Origin of the sequence: Vibrio sp. SCSIO 43155 (assembly GCF_023716605.1) — a bacterium.
Classification (GTDB): domain Bacteria; phylum Pseudomonadota; class Gammaproteobacteria; order Enterobacterales; family Vibrionaceae; genus Vibrio; species Vibrio harveyi.
The window spans coordinates 1,439,004-1,456,627 of the sequence record NZ_CP071852.1 but is presented as its reverse complement, the minus strand read 5'-3'; the positions used below and the strand labels follow the sequence as shown (position 1 = coordinate 1,456,627).

The following is a 17,624-nucleotide window of genomic DNA, read 5'->3' as shown; positions in this document are numbered from 1 at the left end:
ATATCTGACTAATTTTCGTGATTAACGTGCGGTTTTACACCGAAAACTGCGTGTTTCAGTAACAAAAAAGCCACCCTTGTTGGGTGGCTTTTTCGTTGTTTCTAGTAACCGGTGAGTTGCATAAAACCCCAGGCTTCATTGGAACCCGATGCGAGTATCGGTCCTTCCCAATATGGAATCACAAAAGGAAGCCACATGTCCGATTTTATGATCCGTGTCGTTAAATTGATGTTTTGCCCGGGGACATTGATGATCCACTGAAGCGGTAACCTTCTTCCATTAGACAAGTTAGTGACGTGTAGTGGCGTCATCGTCAGCTCTTTTTCTGTTAGGTTTATCACCTTGCCAGAACGCGTTGATAGTGTGCCGAATAAATGAGGAACCTGACCATTATGACGATAACGACTCACTGTAAGCGCTCGTCCATCATCAAGGTTAAACACAAACCAATCCCAACCTTGCTGCCCTTCGCCAATCAGACCACTTCCCCACTCCTTCTGTGTCCATCCAGAGCCTGATACCGGGATTTCACGTCCATTAAGGGTAAGGGTACCTTTGACATTGAGAAACGGCGCACTGAAGCTAAAAGACGCGATAGATTGCAGCGCATGTTTAACTTGGAACCCTTTGTCACCATTAACAACAAAAGGACCGCTCGTTGTAGTATTTAAGTCAATTGCAAACGTATCGGTCGAGACATCAAGATTTCCTGGGAATGGTGTGGAGCCAAGCGCACGCCAAGTCCAGTTGTCAATCCATAAACGGAAAGGACGATTCGTCATGCCCGCCTGCCCAATCCCTCCACGAGCGACACGCTGCTCTTTCCAAACATGCGAGCCGGAACTGACGACAATATGAGAGATAAACAATTGTGGGTTTTGCCAACCTCGAGTATCACGCTCGTCGGTAGCAACGCGGAAATAACTCCATTGAATGTTGTAAACCTTGCCGTGCTTGTCTTGCACCTTCGCAAAGTAGTTCCACCATTCATGTTGGTAATCTGGATGAAAACGGAAATCATGCGGCAGCGAAACGTGCTCATTTGGTAGAACTGGCTCGAAGATAGTCTTACTTTCGCGCTTTAATACATCGCTGATTTCACTTTGTTCAGTTGCTGTCGCTTCCGCCCAATACGTAAAATAAAGAGTCATGCCCGCGAGGGTGACAAATACGACAAACACTAATGCAGAAAGAGATAGCAGCTTTTTGAGTTTCATGTTTTTCACTACAGCGCATCCCTCAATGACTTCATTGGCGTGCTCTTAATCATCCTGATAACAGGTAAAGCTCCTGCTATCATGATCGCCAACATTGCCCAAGCGATCGTTTGAGCGTATTCCCAAGGAATCGTCTGTAACTCTAGCGACCAACCAAATGATTGTTTAATGATGATATCAACGATCAAGTGTGCCAATGCTAAACCAAGTGGGACCGCAATGATGGCTGAGATGGTACCGAAGACAAATAGCTGTAAACCACCCAACATGACTAGTTCTTTGCCTGATACACCCATACACCGCAGTAGTGAGAAGTGTCTTTGCCGAGAAAGTTCTCCCGCAAGTGTTGCAAAGAACAAACCAAATACCGCAATGATCAGAGTGATGTTGCCCAAGGTGCCTGCAATAGCAAAGGTATGGTCAAACACACGCATAGCTTGGTTGTAGATATTGTTGTTATCAAAGACTCGGTCTTGGGACAAACGGAATACGTTCTCTAATCTACGCTTCAAGCCTTCGCCATTGACATTATCTTCCAGCAAAACACCAAGTCCAACATTACCAGAGCCCGCAAACGCGTACAGCCAATTACGATGAGACATCATGATTTGGTTATATGGGTTGCCATAATCGTAGTACACGCCAACCACTTGCCAACCTCCCCCTAAGGGAGGTTGAAGGTCGATATAGTCGCCAGGGCGAATGTCGAGCTTCAAAGCCATGGATTCACTTACCATCAAACTCTTAGAATGGTGCAAGTGATACCAGTAATTTGGAACGCCTAGTTTCACCGTAAGAGAGTCCAACTCTCCTTCTGAAGAACCCGTGCTCACCACTTGTAATGCACCGCGCTCAGTAGGGACATCTTTTTCCCAACGCCACCAAACAGCATCCACTTCGGGTTGCTCTTTTAACCAAGCACTCATGCGTGCTGCTGAGTTATTAGTTGGGTAAATATAGATATCAGCCGCAAGGCGTTGGCTCAGCCACTTATCCGTTGTATCACGGAAGCTGCCCACCATGGTTTCCACGCCAATGTTCGCTGCCAATGCGAGCATAAATGCCATGGTTGCTACACCACGATAACTCATACTTGCTGCAGCATCGGCAAAGAACCAACGTACACGAACCCAACGTAGTGAGTAAGAGAAGCTTTGGAACATATGCCACATCAAAAACGGCATAAACAACGCCACACTGATCAACATGAGTGCGATAATCGCAAATCCCGACTCTTGAGTTTTTGGCGCTTGATAGACGGCAACTGCAGCTACACAGAACGCACACGCCGCGAAAGCCTGCCAAGAGAACTCTCGCCCAGCAAAACGCATCAGAGACAACCGAGAAGAAAGTCGAATCGGTTGTGACTTTAACAAGCGAATCAGCGGCCACAGACACGAAATCAAAGCGCCCATCGCTGACATTGCCAAACTGTATAGGCTCGACTCCCATGACCAGCCAATCGTCAAACCGACGTTTGCGTCATAAAGATCGCTCAAGCTTGAAGAGACAGCAGGGATAAGCTCATTTGCCAAAATAAGACCAAAGAAGTTACCACACGCCCAAGCAACAAGAACAAGGATGGTCAGTTCAAGCATGAGCGCTTGCGCCAATTGCATGCCATTCACCCCCGTTTGACGGAGGATACCAACCAAGCGCTGACGTTGAATAAAAGACAACGACATTGCTTGATAGAAGATGAATAAGCCAACTAAGAACGACAACATACCCATCGCCGTTAAGTTCATGTGGAATGCTTTTGTCAGTGACTCTAATTCGGAGCGGCTGTTACGCACCAGTGTCATACCGTTTGGCAGCATATTTTTTAGTGCCAACATTTTCTCTTCGGACATTTCACCACAAGCAATAGCGGACAAACCGGAGCTGCGCTTAAGCATGCGAAGAAGAGAAATATCGGTAACGAGGCGAGTGCCAGAGAGTAAGTTGTCCGTATCGACTTTTAGCGGTCCAAGTCGACTGCCATCATTGAGCTCAATAAAGTCGCCATCATTCCATTGCATGTGTGCAGCCAGATCTTGGCTAGCAAGGATAGGATACGGAGGCTTCATTAAAGACAACATAGGAAGGTCTTTAAGTGATTTACCTTGGTGAAGCGGCAACAGCGCAACAGGATCAACGCCTACTAGCATCAGGCTTAAGTCGGCTTTCGTATCGAGATGAAGAATATCAAAAGGCGCACATTGGTTGAAACCAGCGCGACGTAATTGAATATAAAAGCCCTGAGGAATTTTGTTAGCAGAATGCTTAGTACGAATACGGTAAGGCAAAGGGTTTGAAAAAAGTTTCTCACCGGTTTCGTAGCTCTGTTTAGCGTGTTGGTTAATAGAAGTCACACCGACAAGGAGGGACACCCCGAGGGTTAAACCAAGCCAAACGAGAATGATTTGAAGTGGATAGCGACGGTAATGACCGAGTAGTGCCTTAACTACGGGCCATAACATGTAGTTGTCCTCCTTGAAGACGGATTCGACCTTCCATGTGTTCTGCCACTTTTTCACTGTGTGTTACCAGCAGCAAAGTACACTCTAACTGGCGAGCAAGACTCGTTAGCAAACGCATTACCGCTTCAGCATTACGCTCATCCAAACTACCAGTTGGCTCATCGGCAAGCAGGATTTTCGGTTCCATGTACAAGGCACGAGCAATCGCTGCACGTTGTTGCTGACCACCAGAGACTTCTTCAGGGTAACGACCTAAAAGTGGCATAAGGTCTAGAGCTGAAAGAATTTGACGCCACAAGCCTTTATCTTCTGGTAAGCCTTTTAATTGGCGACAAAAACGGATGTTGTCAGCGATGTTCAAAGTAGGAAGTAGGTTAAACTGCTGGAAGATATTACCAATATTGTTGCGGCGGTATAGAGTTCTTAAGTGCTCTGGAGCGCTGTGCATGGCGAAACTTGGGTACTGGATCTCGCCAGAATCAGCGGTATCAAGACCAGCTATCAAGTTAAGTAAGGTACTTTTACCTGAGCCACTTTCCCCCATTAATGCAACTTGTTCACCTTGTTGTAATGTTAATTCTGCCCCTTGTAGTACAGGATGAAATTCTCCCCCGTCTACATAGCCTTTACATAGGTCTGACAGTTTTAACATTGATTTTGCCGCTCAAATGGTGTTTAAAAATTGGAATCAGAATCTACACTAAAATCCTGTTGGTAGGAAGTATTTTGAATAGTTGATCACACTATCAGAGTACAAATGCAACTTGTCTCGCGACACCATTCAAGCTTCGATCAAATTTTTCATCCATTTCTTGCTCGCCATGCGGTGTAGACATGTTCCCCACTTCACCACTTCTTCGGTCAAAAACAGCAAATAAACCCACTGAGGCTCAAAACCAAGATAAATTGCACCAAAAGCAGCAAGAGGGATACTGATCACCCATTGCGCGATTAGATCTTGGTATAAACAGAACTTCACATCCCCACCAGCACGAAGTACACCAACAATAGCCATCATAGGTACAGAGCGAAGAACCACACCGATCGCAAGAATCACCATAAACTGTTCAGCTAGGTGGCGCGTTTCTGGCGTTAGAGCACTAAAGGCATCGAGAATAAGTTGGTTTGAGAGCAGAAGTAAAATCGCGACAACAACAGCTATCAACACATTGAGAATCACGGTTGCCCACGCTTGGTAGTAAACCGGATCAAAGTTCTTTGCGCCTAATTGATTACCCACCAATACCGCAGCAGCGTTAGATGAACCAATCATCATAGCAAGAGCAATCGACTCTACGGGCGTCATTACTGACAATGCCGCTAAGCCTTGCACGCCTGCTTGTCCCATAATCGCGTGATAAGCAAACAAGCCGCCCGCCCATGCTAGGAAGTTAAATGTTGTCGGAAGGGAAAGTTTTAAGAAACGGGTGATTTTATCCAACACTAAGCTGGCACGAATGTCATCCAAGCCAAAAGCAATGATGTGCTTTTTAAACCACAGATAACTGAATAAACATGTTACTTCAATTGCGCCACTGATGACCGTCGCAATGGCAGCCCCTTTAATCCCCATCGCAGGAAAGCCAAATTGCCCAAAAATAAGCACCCAGTTAAGAAAGATATTAGACAGAATGCCGATGCCGCTAAAAAACGTACTTAACCCCGGTTGATGCATGGCGCGTAAACCAACCGCCATACTGGCAACACAAGCCACGGCAAACATGCTGACCGATGAGATCAGCAGATAATCGGCACCAAGACGAATCACTTCTTCTGAATCTGTTGTCAGACGCATAATGGGCTCGGGGAACAACACAAATAACACGACAGTGAAAGCCGCGAATACCATGGAGATCATCCAAGTGAGTGAAGTACTCTGGCGCACCCCCACTTTATCACCCGCCCCCCAATATTGCGCCGTTAACAACGCACCACCAGTTGTTACGCCAAGCAACATAATTGTAGTAACAAAGGTCGCTCTAGCTGCAACACCCACAGCCGCAATTTCTGCCTCGCCCAACTGACCAAGCATCAACACATCTACTAAGCCACGGCTGGAGAACATCATACTTTGTAAAGTAATGGGTAATGCGATAGCAAATAGTCGACGTAAAAACGACTTATCAGCATGAGTAACCAATTGTGAGAAAAAAGTCATGCTCGCTCCGACGACAACTTATTGATAGAACGGGAAAAGTGTCTCATGATTATACCCAGTGGTGACTAATCCACCAGCAATAAAAAGGACTCAGAATGAAAAAGGTGTTGGTACTTGGGGCTTCAGGATACATTGGTTCACAGCTTCTTCCACAACTGCTTGATAAAGGTTACATTGTCACGGCAGCGGCGCGTCATATTGACTATTTAGAATCCCGAACTCAGCCACACCCTAATCTCACACTCACTTATTTAGACCTCGCCGAAGCAGAAGCGACGCTCGAAATCGTGAATGATTTTGATTTGGTGTTCTTCCTTGTGCACGGTATGGCGCAAGGTCACGACTTTGTTGAATACGAATTAAACCTCGCAGAGAACTTCAAAAATGCCCTTGAGAAAAGTCGTGTAGAACACGTTATTTACTTAAGTGCAATTCAGCCTCAAACCGGAAACTCTCAACATTTGGCAGCACGCAAAGCGACGGGAAAGATCATTCGCCAAGCCGGTGTGCCTGTTACTGAACTTAGAGCTGGCGTCATTATCGGTCCCGGTTCTGCGGCATTCGAGATCATGCGCGACTTTGTCTATAACCTGCCGATTCTAATTGCACCTAAATGGGTAGACTCCAAAGCCAACCCAATCGCCCTACCCAACCTCAATCACTATTTGCTTGAATTGGCAGAAACCAAACCAACAGAAAGTGAAATTTATGAAGTTGGTGGTCCAGATACACTAAGTTATCGCGATCAATTTGAAGTAATCTGTAAGGTCACTAAGAAACCTTACCGACTTTGGTCAACACCCCTGTTGACACCTAAAATGGCATCGTATTGGTTAGCTATTGTGACATCTGTCCCCGCAAGTATTGGTAAAGCGCTACTTGCAGGTTTGGAACACGATTATATTGCTGATACCAAAGCCATTCATGAGCGATTCCCTCAAGAGCTGATCAGCTATGAACAGTCCGTTACAGACACCATAGCAACTGAAGGGACTTTTGTGCGCAGTAATGTTTGGGGATTTGAGCCTGCAGCACTCAAACGTTGGCAACCAGGCTACGGGTACTATCCAAAACAAGCGGGAGCTAACATCAAGACAAAAGCCTCTGCGGAATCACTTTGGAAAGTCGCGCAAAAGATCGGAAGCCCGGAAAAAGGCTATTACTTTGCCAATCTCCTTTGGCGAACCCGCGAGTGGCTCGATATCTTCTTTGGTGGTGGGAAACCTATTCGAGTTTCACCACCAGGACCAGAGCTTAAGGTGGGTGACTTCATTGATTCATGGAAAGTCATTCGCTGTGAAGAGAACCTGTTCCTCTCACTGTTCTTTGGAATGAAAGGACCGGGACTTGGTCGTTTGGAAATCACGATTAAAGACGATGGCGAAGAGCGTGAGTTCGACATTACCGCATGGTGGCACCCACAAGGCTTTCCGGGCTTACTTTACTGGTTTGCGATGATGCCCGCGCACCTATTTATCTTTAAAGGAATGGTGAAAGCCATCGCCAAAGAAGCAGAAGTGCTGGAAAGCCAAAGCAAAGTCCAACCTGACGGTTAAGGCAATAATCGGCGGATATTTTCTAGATGAGCAAGTATTTCTTGCTTGTCATAAAGTGTATCCGCCTTTGGTGATGTGCTTTGTCGTTCAACCAAGCTGACAGGCAATACTTCTGACACAACACCTTGCCCTTTTTCCATCTGACTCAGCACTAACTTGACCGCCCTTCGTCCAAGTTCGTTGAAATCTTGCTTAATCGTTGTCAGAGGGGGTGAGAAAAATTGGCTATCTTGAATGCCATCAAACCCAACCACAGATACGGTTTTAGGTACATTAATACCCGCCTCCGAAAGCGCGCATAACACGCCAAGCGCCATCTGATCATTCGCCACCAATACAGCATCAAAAGGTACACCTTTTAACACGGCGTCTTTAACTGCGTTGTAGCCACTGGCAGCTTGCCAGTCCCCCTCATAGAATGCCGTTTGCATCAGTCCATGCTGCTGAATCTGTGACTGCCATTCTTGGTAACGAATCTGAGAAGCCGTGGATGCCTTTGGTCCAGAAATGCACACAAAAGATTCGCGTTTGTACTCAATCAAATGGGAGATCGCCAAATTTGCCCCAGATTTATGATCACAACTGAGAGAATTAACGGGCGTCCCCTCGGGTACATCGATAAAAACCAGCGTGAGCTGACTGAACTGCTCCACTAGGGTCTCTGCCATCTCTCTGGTTACCGGAGCGTTGATAATAATGGCATCAACTTGTTGGGCAATAAGCTCTCGGATTGCACTACGGAATTCCTCAATGGAGTTGTCACCTAACACTGCCAGCGCCGTCGCGTAATCCATCTCATGTGCTTGGTTGCGAACGCCATTAGCAATAAGGGCCACACCGTGCAGTGAGATATCCAAAGAGACAATACCGATGATCCGCGACTTCGCTCGGCTCAACATTTGTGCCCCTTTGTTCGGCACGTATCCAAGCTTTTTGATTGCGTCGTTAACTCGCTTTCGTGTTTCTTCTGCGACGTTATCCGCGCCGTTGGTTACGCGCGATACGGTTTGCGTCGAGACACCTGCTAACCGTGCAACATCTTTAAACGTAACTGCCACTGCGTTCTCCTATTCTGATTTGCTGTTCACTCTACCAAATTCATTCGAATATTCTCGTGAACAATGTCGTAAAAAACATGAAAAAATGTTCCCGAAAACAGAAGATCTAGCACACAAAACCACGCTCTAAAACCTGTTCAAAGTCACATTTAAACGGCTATTCAATCGAAATAAAACCAAACAAGCGCATGATTATTTGCAGACTAAATGTTTGCGAAAACAGAGAAACAACATGCAAAAAATTGTTCACTTAAAATCCAAGAATCACAGCATGATCATTAAAGTGGATCGTGTTCCTGAAATCCTTCATTGGGGCGCAAAAATCGCTCAGATCGATCCCGATTTAATGCTCTCAACCGAGCGCCCTATATCTCAGGCTCGCCTTGATGTCGACGTGCCGTTATCACTTTGTCCTGAGCTTGGTAGTGGTCACTTTAATGCGCCTGGGATTGAGGGGCATCGTAATGGCGAAGACTGGGCTCCCGTGTTCACAACCACATCCATTGAGCACGATGACAACAGCGCGACATTTACTCTGCAAGATGACATTGCTGGTCTTGAATTATTGATTGAGCTACAACTCGACTTTAACAGTGATGTGGTACAAAAACGCATCACCGTAACAAACACAACTGCCGGTGAGTATTGCTTGGGTAAGCTCTCCTCTACTCTGCCACTTCCTAACCATGCAAACGAGCTGATGACGTTCCACGGACGCTGGTGCCATGAGTTTCAAACTCAGCGTTTGAGCTTTGAGCATGGTGGCTTTATGCAAGAAAACCGTCGCGGTCGCACCTCTCACGAAAACTTCCCAGGTTTGTTCGCAGGCACTAATGGCTTTAGTGAACAATTGGGACAAGTTTGGGGCTTCCATCTTGGTTGGAGTGGTAACCACCAACTTCGTGCCGATGTTCGTAGTGACGGTCGTCGCTTTGTTCAAGCTGGTGAACTACTGCTGTCTGGTGAAAAGCGCCTACAAAGCGGTGAAACCTACCAATCACCATGGCTTTACGCGACATACAGTAACTCGGGTTTGAATGGAATATCAGAGCGATTCCACGAGTTTGTTCGTGCCAATATTATTCAATTTCCAAACAACAAGCCTCGTCCTGTTCATTTAAACACGTGGGAAGGCATCTACTTCGATCATAAACCTGAATACATCATGCAGATGGCAACGGAAGCCGCTGAAATGGGTGTCGAGCGCTTCATAATTGACGATGGTTGGTTCATTGGTCGTGATGGCGAACGTGCAGCGCTTGGTGACTGGTATTTGGATGAAGCAAAGTACCCGAATGGTCTTGAGCCTGTCATCGAGCACGTAAATAACAAAGGCATGGAGTTTGGTCTTTGGGTTGAGCCAGAGATGGTCAGCCAAGACTCAAATCTATATCGCCAACACCCAGATTGGGTATTAAGTCTGCAAGGCTACCACCAGCCCTCCGGTCGCTGGCAATACGTGTTGGATTTGCAAAACCAAGATTGCTTCAACTACCTGTTTGAACGTTTGAATGACTTACTGACTCGTTACAACATCGGCTACCTGAAATGGGACATGAACCGTGAATTGGTTCAACCGGGGCATCAAGGTAAACCTGCTGTACATGGTCAAACGAAAGCGCTTTACCGCTTGCTTGACGAGCTTCAAGCAACACACCCTGCGGTTGAAATTGAGTCTTGCTCTTCGGGTGGTGGTCGTATTGATTTTGAAATCCTTAAACGCACTCACCGTTTCTGGGCTTCTGATTGTAACGATGCGCTGGAACGTCAAGCGATTCAGCGTGGTATGAGCTACTTCTTCCCACCTGAAGTCATGGGCGCTCACATTGGTCCTGCAGAGTGTCACTCAACCAATCGTCGTCATGCGATCAACATGCGTGGTGTGACAGCGTTAAGCGGCCACATGGGTGTGGAGCTCGATCCAGTAAAAGAAAGCGCGGAAGAAAAGCAAGCGTTTGCTCATTACATTCAACTGCACAAACAGTATCGCGATTTGCTTCATTCTGGACGTACTTTCCGCATCGATCCTGCCGATCAAAACCAGAACAACTATGGCGTTGAGAACGGGCAAGAAATGCTGATTACGGTGTGTCAGTTGGCAATGCCAAATCATGCACTGCCATCTCCACTTCGCGTTAGCTGTGCGGATGAAAACGCCCGTTACGAAGTCAAGATTGTTGAAATGCCAAAAACCAGCTTCCAGTTGATGAAGCAACGTCCGCAATGGCTAGACAAAACCCTGACGTTAAGTGGCGATAACTTAAAGGAAATTGGGGTGACGCTTCCGATTCTCGACCCTGAATCGGCACTGATTGTACACCTTAAGAAAATTTAAACCTCTATCTGTGCCCTCTAGCGACCGGGTTTCAACTTCGCGTTGTTCCTGATAAAACACTCCTATACGCGCTAGAGGGACACCCTACAACTAACAAGCAAAACTTAATTGCTTAACTTGTTAAGGAAACAAAATGTCTATTACAGTATTACTTTCGTTCTTGCTGTTTACAGGCTTTGTTGTGGTGTTCACTTACAGCAAAGTTAAAAACGATAAACACACCTCTCAAGATGGCTTCTTCCTTGGTGGACGAAGCTTAACAGGTGGGCTGATTGCCAGCTCCTTGATTCTTACCAACCTGAGTGCTACTAGCTTTGTTGGCATGAGTGCACAATCCTACACCCACAACATGAGTGTGATGGGCTGGGAAGTGGCATCTGGCGTTACACTGGTTATCATTGCGCTGCTGCTTGTTCCTCGCTACCTCAAGCAAGGCATCACCACTATTCCTGACTTCTTAGAAAGCCGTTACGACATGTCGGTGAAGAAGTTCGTTACCCTGTTGTTCTTGTGCCAATACGTCATCAACATTCTACCTACCACTCTTTACGCTGGCGCTGTGGTACTGGGCGAAATCTTTGATGTGCAAGCTTTGCTGGGCATTTCTGAGTTCAGCTCTATCGCCCTTATTTCTGCCACTATTGGTTTGTTGGGTTTCTTCTACGCGATTTACGGCGGTCTAAAAGCCGTGGTAATTGCAGACACGATCAACGGCGTAGGCTTGATCACCGGCGGTTTGATGATCCCTGTATTTGGTCTGATGGCATTAGGCGGCGGTAACTTTATGGAAGGTTTAGACGTATTGCTGACAGCCGCACCGGAAAAGCTGCAATCCGTAGGTAAAGAGACCGATCCACTGCCGTTCTCTACTCTGTTCACAGGTCTATTGTTGGTGAACTTGTACTACTGGGGTACTGACCAATCCATTATCCAACGTGCACTTGGCGCAAAGAACCTCAAAGAAGGTCAGAAAGGTGTGATTCTCGCGGGTGCGATTAAAGTTATATCTCCACTGTTTCTTATCATTCCGGGCATCATTGCTTTCCATATGTTTGGCGCAGATGCAGGCAACCCAGACACGATGTACACACGCTTGGTGAACGAGGTATTGCCTAAGCCGCTTGTTGGTTTCTTTGTTGCGGTCATGTTCGGCGCTATCTTAAGTACCTTTAACGGCGTATTGAACAGCTCAACCACCTTGTTTGCTTTGAATGTTTACAAACCATTATTTGGCAAAGACAAATCGGATGAGGAGTTGGTCGGTAAAGGTCGTATCTTCGGTGTTATCATTGCGATCATTTCGGTCTGTATTGCCCCTTTCATCATGTACGCACCAGAAGGCTTGTTCCAATACCTACAAATGGTTGCGGGCTTCTTTAGTGTGCCTATCTTCACCATCGTATTTGTAGGCTACATTTCCAAACGTGTACCGGCTATTGCCGCTAAAGTTGCTTTGGTCGTATTTGTTAGCTCTTACGCTGCGATGCAATTGGTCTTTGGTACACCAATCCACTTCCTACACCAATTGGCGATTCTATTCGTCGTGTGTACTGCTCTGATGTTTGCGATTGGTCACTTCATGCCACGTGAAACAGACTACGTAATGCCTGTAAATGAGAATATCGATGTGACGCCGTGGTCATTCCGCTTTGAAGCATCAGCGGTCATCATCTACATGGTATTGGGCGCTTACGTAATGTTCTCAGACTTCGGTTTTGTCTCAAGCGATCCGACTATCATGCAAGTGTACGGGTTCTGTGGTCTGGTCTTGATGTTCGGTGTGGTTTCTAACTACTTCATCAAGCGTAGAAAGCATAAGCAAGTGACTAAACTGAATGACATGTACATGCCATAAATAAGATCGATAAGTCACGGATATAAAAAATCGGAGCACAGGCTCCGATTTTTTATGATGCGATAGATGAATTAGTCTGCTTTAAATGACAGCGGAATCTCTGCCAGTTGATTGCCTTCGTTAGCAGGGAAGATCAGGTATTCACCGTGGTATTTCACCATAGATTTGTAATCCGTCACTTTATGAACCATATAACCCGCTTGTGATGCTTTTTCGACAAACTCTGCGTGGTTGCCACGAACAAACCAACTCATTGGTTTAACGAGTAGCTCACCATCAAAACAGCTTTCGCACTGGTCAGCACATAAGGCTAGTGAGTTTTGACCTTCAGTGAAGATTTGCACTTTGCCACAGCCAACCAGTTGCTCAGACGTAGACACTTCCCAATCCGCTTGTTCCATTGCATCAAGGAACGCTTCAACGTCAGAATCTTTGATCACTTTAGGCTCTTCACCTTCTGGGAAAAACTGCGCGTAAAAGCCAGAGATGCGTTTGAAGATGAATAGCAAACCCGCATCATTACCTTTTGAGCGACCTGCTTTTTGCCAACGCGTTAAGTCATCACCCACAGTGCGACCAAAACGCTGTGACTTCAGCGCCTTGGTTACCCAACGAACCAAGTAATGATTGTTCGCTACTGGTGCATTTGCCAATTTACCAGAGCGATGCTCTTGGTCTAAATCTGCCAAAGCAGCGTTAACTAAATTTTGAATTTCTTTGGTGTAATTAGACATTACGCCTTTCTTCCTAAAGTCCAATAAAACAGTGCAGACAGCACTGAACAAGCAAACATAACAACGATCATCGGCCACGCAACGCCACCGGGCATTGCTGCAACAAGCGCACCAATCAATGAACCTGTGCCAAAGCGCAGAGTACCAGCAAGTGAAGATGCAGTGCCTGCCATCGTTGGGTAGCCACTTAACAGCAGCGCCATCGAGTTACTACCAATCGTAGACAAGGTTCCAATAAACAGCACTACAAATGGCACGATGCCCCACAAACCAAGATCAAGCACCCAACCAGCAAACAGTCCAATACCAGCAATCAACTGGATGGTTAGACCGAAGCGCAGCATAAAATGGGAACCGACCTTTTTCACCATGCGACCATTGAGACTGGTCATGATGATCATTGCCACAATGTTCAAGCCAAATAGGTAACCAAATTGGTCTGGTCGAACACCGTATAAATCGATATATATAAATGAACCCGCAGTCAGGAATGCAAACATGCCTGAGAACGAGAACGCACCTGAGAGCATTAACCCTAACGCTTCAGGGTTAGAACACAGACGTGCATAGTTACGAATCGTGGTTCTGAATCTTAATGGCTGACGGTTTTCTGGTTTCAATGTCTCTGGAATCATCCATAGAACAAGCAAGATCACCACAACCGCGAAGATAGCGAGCACCCAAAAGATTGAACGCCAACCGAACCAGATCGCGAGGTGACCACCAATCATCGGTGCAACCAAAGGTGCAATCGTGATCACCAACGTCACGAATGACATTGCACGCGCAAAATCTTCACGGTCAAACATGTCTCGTACAACCGCTTGGATAATCACAGCCGCTGCCGCACCCGCAAAACCTTGTGCCGTACGCACATAAGTAAGCGCATCAATACCGTTAGTCGTTGCACTGACTACCGCTGCCAAACCAAAAAAGAGCACACCTAAAATGAGTACAGGTCGGCGACCATAGCTGTCGGCTAACGGACCATGAATCAGCTGACCTATTGCGAAGCCTGCTGTATAAGCCGTTAACGTAATTTGTACAGCACCTGCGGTTACACCAAGATCTTTAGCGATGGTTGGCATAGCCGGCAAATACATATCGATAGCAAGTGGCGTCAACGCACCAATTGCACCGAGTACAAGGAATAATAAAAAACTGATTTGTGACTGGGGAGCACTTTGGGCTTTTTCTGTCATTGCCTTACCTCTTGTTGTGTCCTCCCATCAACATTCCACATTGATTGAGATAGATGATTGACGCTTCCCTTACCCCGAATCCGTAACAATCACGGAGACAGTGCATAGTATCCTTACTATTGAGAAGATCATAAAAGACGAAAGTATACCAAGGCGGTCTTGCCTAACTCGACGCTAAAACCTGCATGATGAGTATGCAGAACGAAAAAGTAACCGAGCTAAAACGAAGAGGCGATGACGTTAACACCGTCTGTACTTATCGTCAGTAAGGACCAACAAGAGAAAAGACTTTTCTCAGATTAAATACAGTTCTGCCTGCGTTTATGAGCGGCGAATGCGCGTCTTGTTCAGACACTAAGACTTATTTGGTAGGAATCCCCATTCTGAGCGATTTCCTACCAAAACACTAGTTCCTATCAGGAATTAAACAATTTCCCAGAACAGCAATTACTTCCAACCAGAGTGAATCATTTCACTACTGATTCGACTTCTTCTTCTGTTAAGAATCGGTAATCACCCGGCTCAAGCGCTTCATCAAGCACAATTGAACCAATACGCTCACGGTGAAGGTGTTCAACCTTGTTGCCGAGCGCAGCAAACATACGCTTCACTTGGTGGTATTTACCTTCCACAATCGTTAACAGCACTTCGTTTTCAGCTTCGTTTACAATTTCAAGGTGGGCAGGCAATGTTGGTTCGCGTTCATTACGTAACTCAATACCTTCGGCAAACTTTTCAACGTAATCAGGTTGAATCGCATCCACAAGCCATACGCGGTACGTCTTTTCACATTTGTGTTTTGGCGACGTAATACGGTGGGACCATTGACCATCGTCAGTGATCAACACAAGACCAGTAGTGTCCACATCCAAGCGACCAGCAAAGTGTAGGTTTTCTACCTTTGGCTCATCAAGCAACACGAATGCGGTTGGGTTATGCCCATCTTCATGTGAACACACAAAGTCCGCAGGCTTGTACAACATAATGTAACGAGGACCAGGAGCACCAACTTCGCGCCCTTCCCACTCAACCACACCACCTTCTGGCACTTTGAAAGCACCACTCTTTTGTACTTCGCCATCAACGGTCACTTCGCCACTTTTGATGATCTTCGTTGCCTGCTTGCGAGTCGCACCCAGCCCATCACACAAATATTTATCTAAACGCATGAATACCTCTAATGTTTAAGGTCGGGTATTATAGCGATCCTAATTCGAATAGTTGAGCAATTTCACAGATTTTCATGTACACCCTTCGACCATACCAAGCCGACTCTGTTAAAGCGGTGATTCACTATTTTCGTAAACACACCACACCAGCAGTCATTGTGCTGCCTACAGGTGCAGGTAAAAGCTTGGTCATTGCAGAGCTAGCAAGACTTGCCAAAGGGCGCGTCCTAGTACTTGCTCATGTAAAAGAGCTGGTGGAACAGAACCACGCCAAGTACGAAGGCTATGGACTGAAAGGCTCAATATTCTCAGCGGGTCTTGGACGTAAAGAAACCGATCAGCAAGTGGTGTTTGCTTCTGTACAATCAGTAGTGCGCAATCTGGACTCTTTCAAGAATCAATTTTCCTTGTTAGTGATTGATGAATGTCATCGCGTGCCAGACGAAAAAACCAGTAGCTACCAAAAAGTAATCACGCACCTAAGAGAACTCAACCCAGGCATTAAAGTTTTGGGGTTAACCGCAACCCCATACCGCTTAGGCATGGGCTGGATCTATCAGTATCACACCCGTGGACAAGTTCGCACGGAAGAGTCACGCTTTTTCCGTGACTGTATCTTCGAACTCCCTATCCGTTACTTACTGGATGAAAACTTCTTAACACCAGCTCGCATGATGGACGCGCCAGTCCTATCTTATGACTTCTCACAACTCAAACCAGCAAACACAGGTCGATACAAAGAAGCTGAGATGGACATGGTGATCGACAAAGCTAAGCGAGCGACACCACAGATCGTTGAACAAATCATTCAATACGCCAAAGAACGCAAAGGCGTAATGGTATTTGCAGCTACAGTTCGCCATGCACAAGAAATCCATGGTTTATTGCCTGAAGGCGAAACCGCGATTGTGATTGGTGACACGCCAACACCAGAGCGCGATGCCATTATTCAGTCGTTCAAGAATCGTGAGATAAAGTACTTGGTTAACGTGTCCGTTTTAACCACGGGCTTCGATGCACCACATGTGGATTTAATCGCGATTCTGCGCCCAACCGAGTCGGTCAGCTTGTATCAGCAAATTGTTGGTCGTGGTTTGCGTCTGTCGGAAGGCAAATCAGAATGTCTCGTACTGGATTACGCTGGCAACAGCTATGATTTATATCAGCCTGAAGTGGGCGATCCGAAGCCAGATTCCACTAGCGAAATCATCACCATCCCTTGCCCCGCTTGCGGCTTTAATAACAACTTCTGGGGAAAACTGGATAGCAATGGCTTTTTGCTGGAGCACTTTGGTCGTCGTTGCCAAGGATATTTTGAGGACGATGAGACCGGAGAACGTGAGCATTGCGGTTATCGATTTAGAGCTAAATATTGCGGCGAGTGTGGCGCTGATAACGACATTGCAGCGCGTATTTGTCATGAGTGTGATGCCACGCTGGTTGATCCAGACAAAAAGCTCAAGGAAGCATTGAACCTAAAAGATGCGCTGATCTTTGAATGTACCGAGATGGACTTGTCAGTATTTAAGTCCAGTGATGGCAAATCACAGTTGAAAGTGACGTATTCCGGTGAAACCTATCAAGGAGAAGGAAATGCATTGGTTCACGAATTCTGGTCACTGAATACCAAAAAACAGAAGCAAATCTTCAAAGACCAGTTTGTACGCCCTCACCTTGCTGACAAACATCGTCCATTTGAAGAGGCGTCGCCAACCAGAGTCGTGGCAAACCAGCATCGTTTCCGTCTGCCACAATTCGTGATTGCTAGAAAGTCAGGGCGTTTTTGGAAACTGCGCGATAAGATCTTTGACGACGAACTAAGATAAGCGAATGCTCACAAATTCACTTTCTGTTCATGTACAGCACGATATAATCGTC

General features: G+C 46.3%; 12 protein-coding genes. 4 read left to right on the top strand and 8 right to left on the bottom strand.

Translation table 11 applies throughout. From position 1 onward, the window contains the following. Nucleotides 1-101: 101 nt before the first annotated feature. The 4 genes from J4N44_RS06680 to J4N44_RS06665 form a co-directional block, all read right to left on the bottom strand. Nucleotides 102-1,226, bottom strand: coding sequence for a lipocalin-like domain-containing protein (locus J4N44_RS06680; RefSeq protein WP_005450604.1), 1,125 nt, complete (start codon nt 1,224-1,226; stop codon nt 102-104). Further along, nucleotides 1,226-3,679, bottom strand: coding sequence for an ABC transporter permease (locus J4N44_RS06675; RefSeq protein ID WP_009698130.1), 2,454 nt, complete (start codon nt 3,677-3,679; stop codon nt 1,226-1,228). The genes J4N44_RS06680 and J4N44_RS06675 overlap by 1 nt, the downstream gene beginning before the upstream one ends. Then, nucleotides 3,660-4,331 carry an ABC transporter ATP-binding protein gene (locus J4N44_RS06670; protein WP_005428554.1) on the bottom strand — a complete coding sequence of 224 codons (672 nt, stop codon included), beginning with the start codon at nt 4,329-4,331 and terminating at the stop codon, nt 3,660-3,662. Before J4N44_RS06670 ends, J4N44_RS06675 begins: the two co-directional genes overlap by 20 nt. Nucleotides 4,332-4,460: 129 nt before the next feature. After that, nucleotides 4,461-5,837: an MATE family efflux transporter gene (locus J4N44_RS06665; protein WP_053050206.1), complete on the bottom strand. Its 1,377-nt coding sequence runs from the start codon at nt 5,835-5,837 to the stop codon at nt 4,461-4,463. Nucleotides 5,838-5,932: 95 nt separating this feature from the next. On the opposite strand from J4N44_RS06665, the gene J4N44_RS06660 reads away from it, so the two are divergent. Then, nucleotides 5,933-7,393 carry a DUF2867 domain-containing protein gene (locus tag J4N44_RS06660; RefSeq protein ID WP_252044992.1) on the top strand — a complete coding sequence of 487 codons (1,461 nt, stop codon included), beginning with the start codon at nt 5,933-5,935 and terminating at the stop codon, nt 7,391-7,393. Here J4N44_RS06660 and J4N44_RS06655 read toward each other — a convergent pair. Further along, nucleotides 7,390-8,451, bottom strand: coding sequence for a LacI family DNA-binding transcriptional regulator (locus J4N44_RS06655; RefSeq protein WP_252044991.1), 1,062 nt, complete (start codon nt 8,449-8,451; stop codon nt 7,390-7,392). The genes J4N44_RS06660 and J4N44_RS06655 overlap by 4 nt on opposite strands. A 232-nt stretch (nt 8,452-8,683) precedes the next feature. On the opposite strand from J4N44_RS06655, the gene J4N44_RS06650 reads away from it, so the two are divergent. Both J4N44_RS06650 and J4N44_RS06645 read left to right on the top strand, forming a co-directional pair. After that, on the top strand, nt 8,684-10,786 hold the full coding sequence (locus J4N44_RS06650; RefSeq protein ID WP_252044990.1) for an alpha-galactosidase: 2,103 nt from the start codon (nt 8,684-8,686) through the stop codon (nt 10,784-10,786). 133 nt (nt 10,787-10,919) lie between these two features. After that, a complete protein-coding gene (locus J4N44_RS06645) occupies nt 10,920-12,641 on the top strand; it encodes a solute:sodium symporter family transporter (protein WP_252044989.1) in 1,722 nt (573 codons plus the stop codon). A gap of 71 nt (nt 12,642-12,712) precedes the next feature. Here the strand turns inward: J4N44_RS06645 and J4N44_RS06640 are convergent, their stop codons facing one another. The 3 genes from J4N44_RS06640 to rsuA all read right to left on the bottom strand — a co-directional run bounded on the left by J4N44_RS06640 (nt 12,713) and on the right by rsuA (nt 15,746). Then, nucleotides 12,713-13,375 (bottom strand): DUF2913 family protein, encoded by a 663-nt coding sequence (locus J4N44_RS06640; RefSeq protein WP_252044988.1) that lies wholly within the window; start codon nt 13,373-13,375, stop codon nt 12,713-12,715. After that, nucleotides 13,375-14,577, bottom strand: a complete 1,203-nt coding sequence (locus J4N44_RS06635) for a Bcr/CflA family multidrug efflux MFS transporter (protein ID WP_053050202.1) — start codon at nt 14,575-14,577, stop codon at nt 13,375-13,377. The genes J4N44_RS06640 and J4N44_RS06635 overlap by 1 nt, the downstream gene beginning before the upstream one ends. A gap of 467 nt (nt 14,578-15,044) precedes the next feature. Beyond that, nucleotides 15,045-15,746, bottom strand: coding sequence for a 16S rRNA pseudouridine(516) synthase RsuA (gene rsuA / locus J4N44_RS06630; protein WP_005450615.1), 702 nt, complete (start codon nt 15,744-15,746; stop codon nt 15,045-15,047). Nucleotides 15,747-15,820: 74 nt separating this feature from the next. Between rsuA and radD the strand changes: the two genes are divergently transcribed. Continuing rightward, on the top strand, nt 15,821-17,572 hold the full coding sequence (gene radD, locus J4N44_RS06625; protein ID WP_009698138.1) for a DNA repair helicase RadD: 1,752 nt from the start codon (nt 15,821-15,823) through the stop codon (nt 17,570-17,572). The last annotated feature ends 52 nt before the right edge of the window (nt 17,573-17,624 follow it).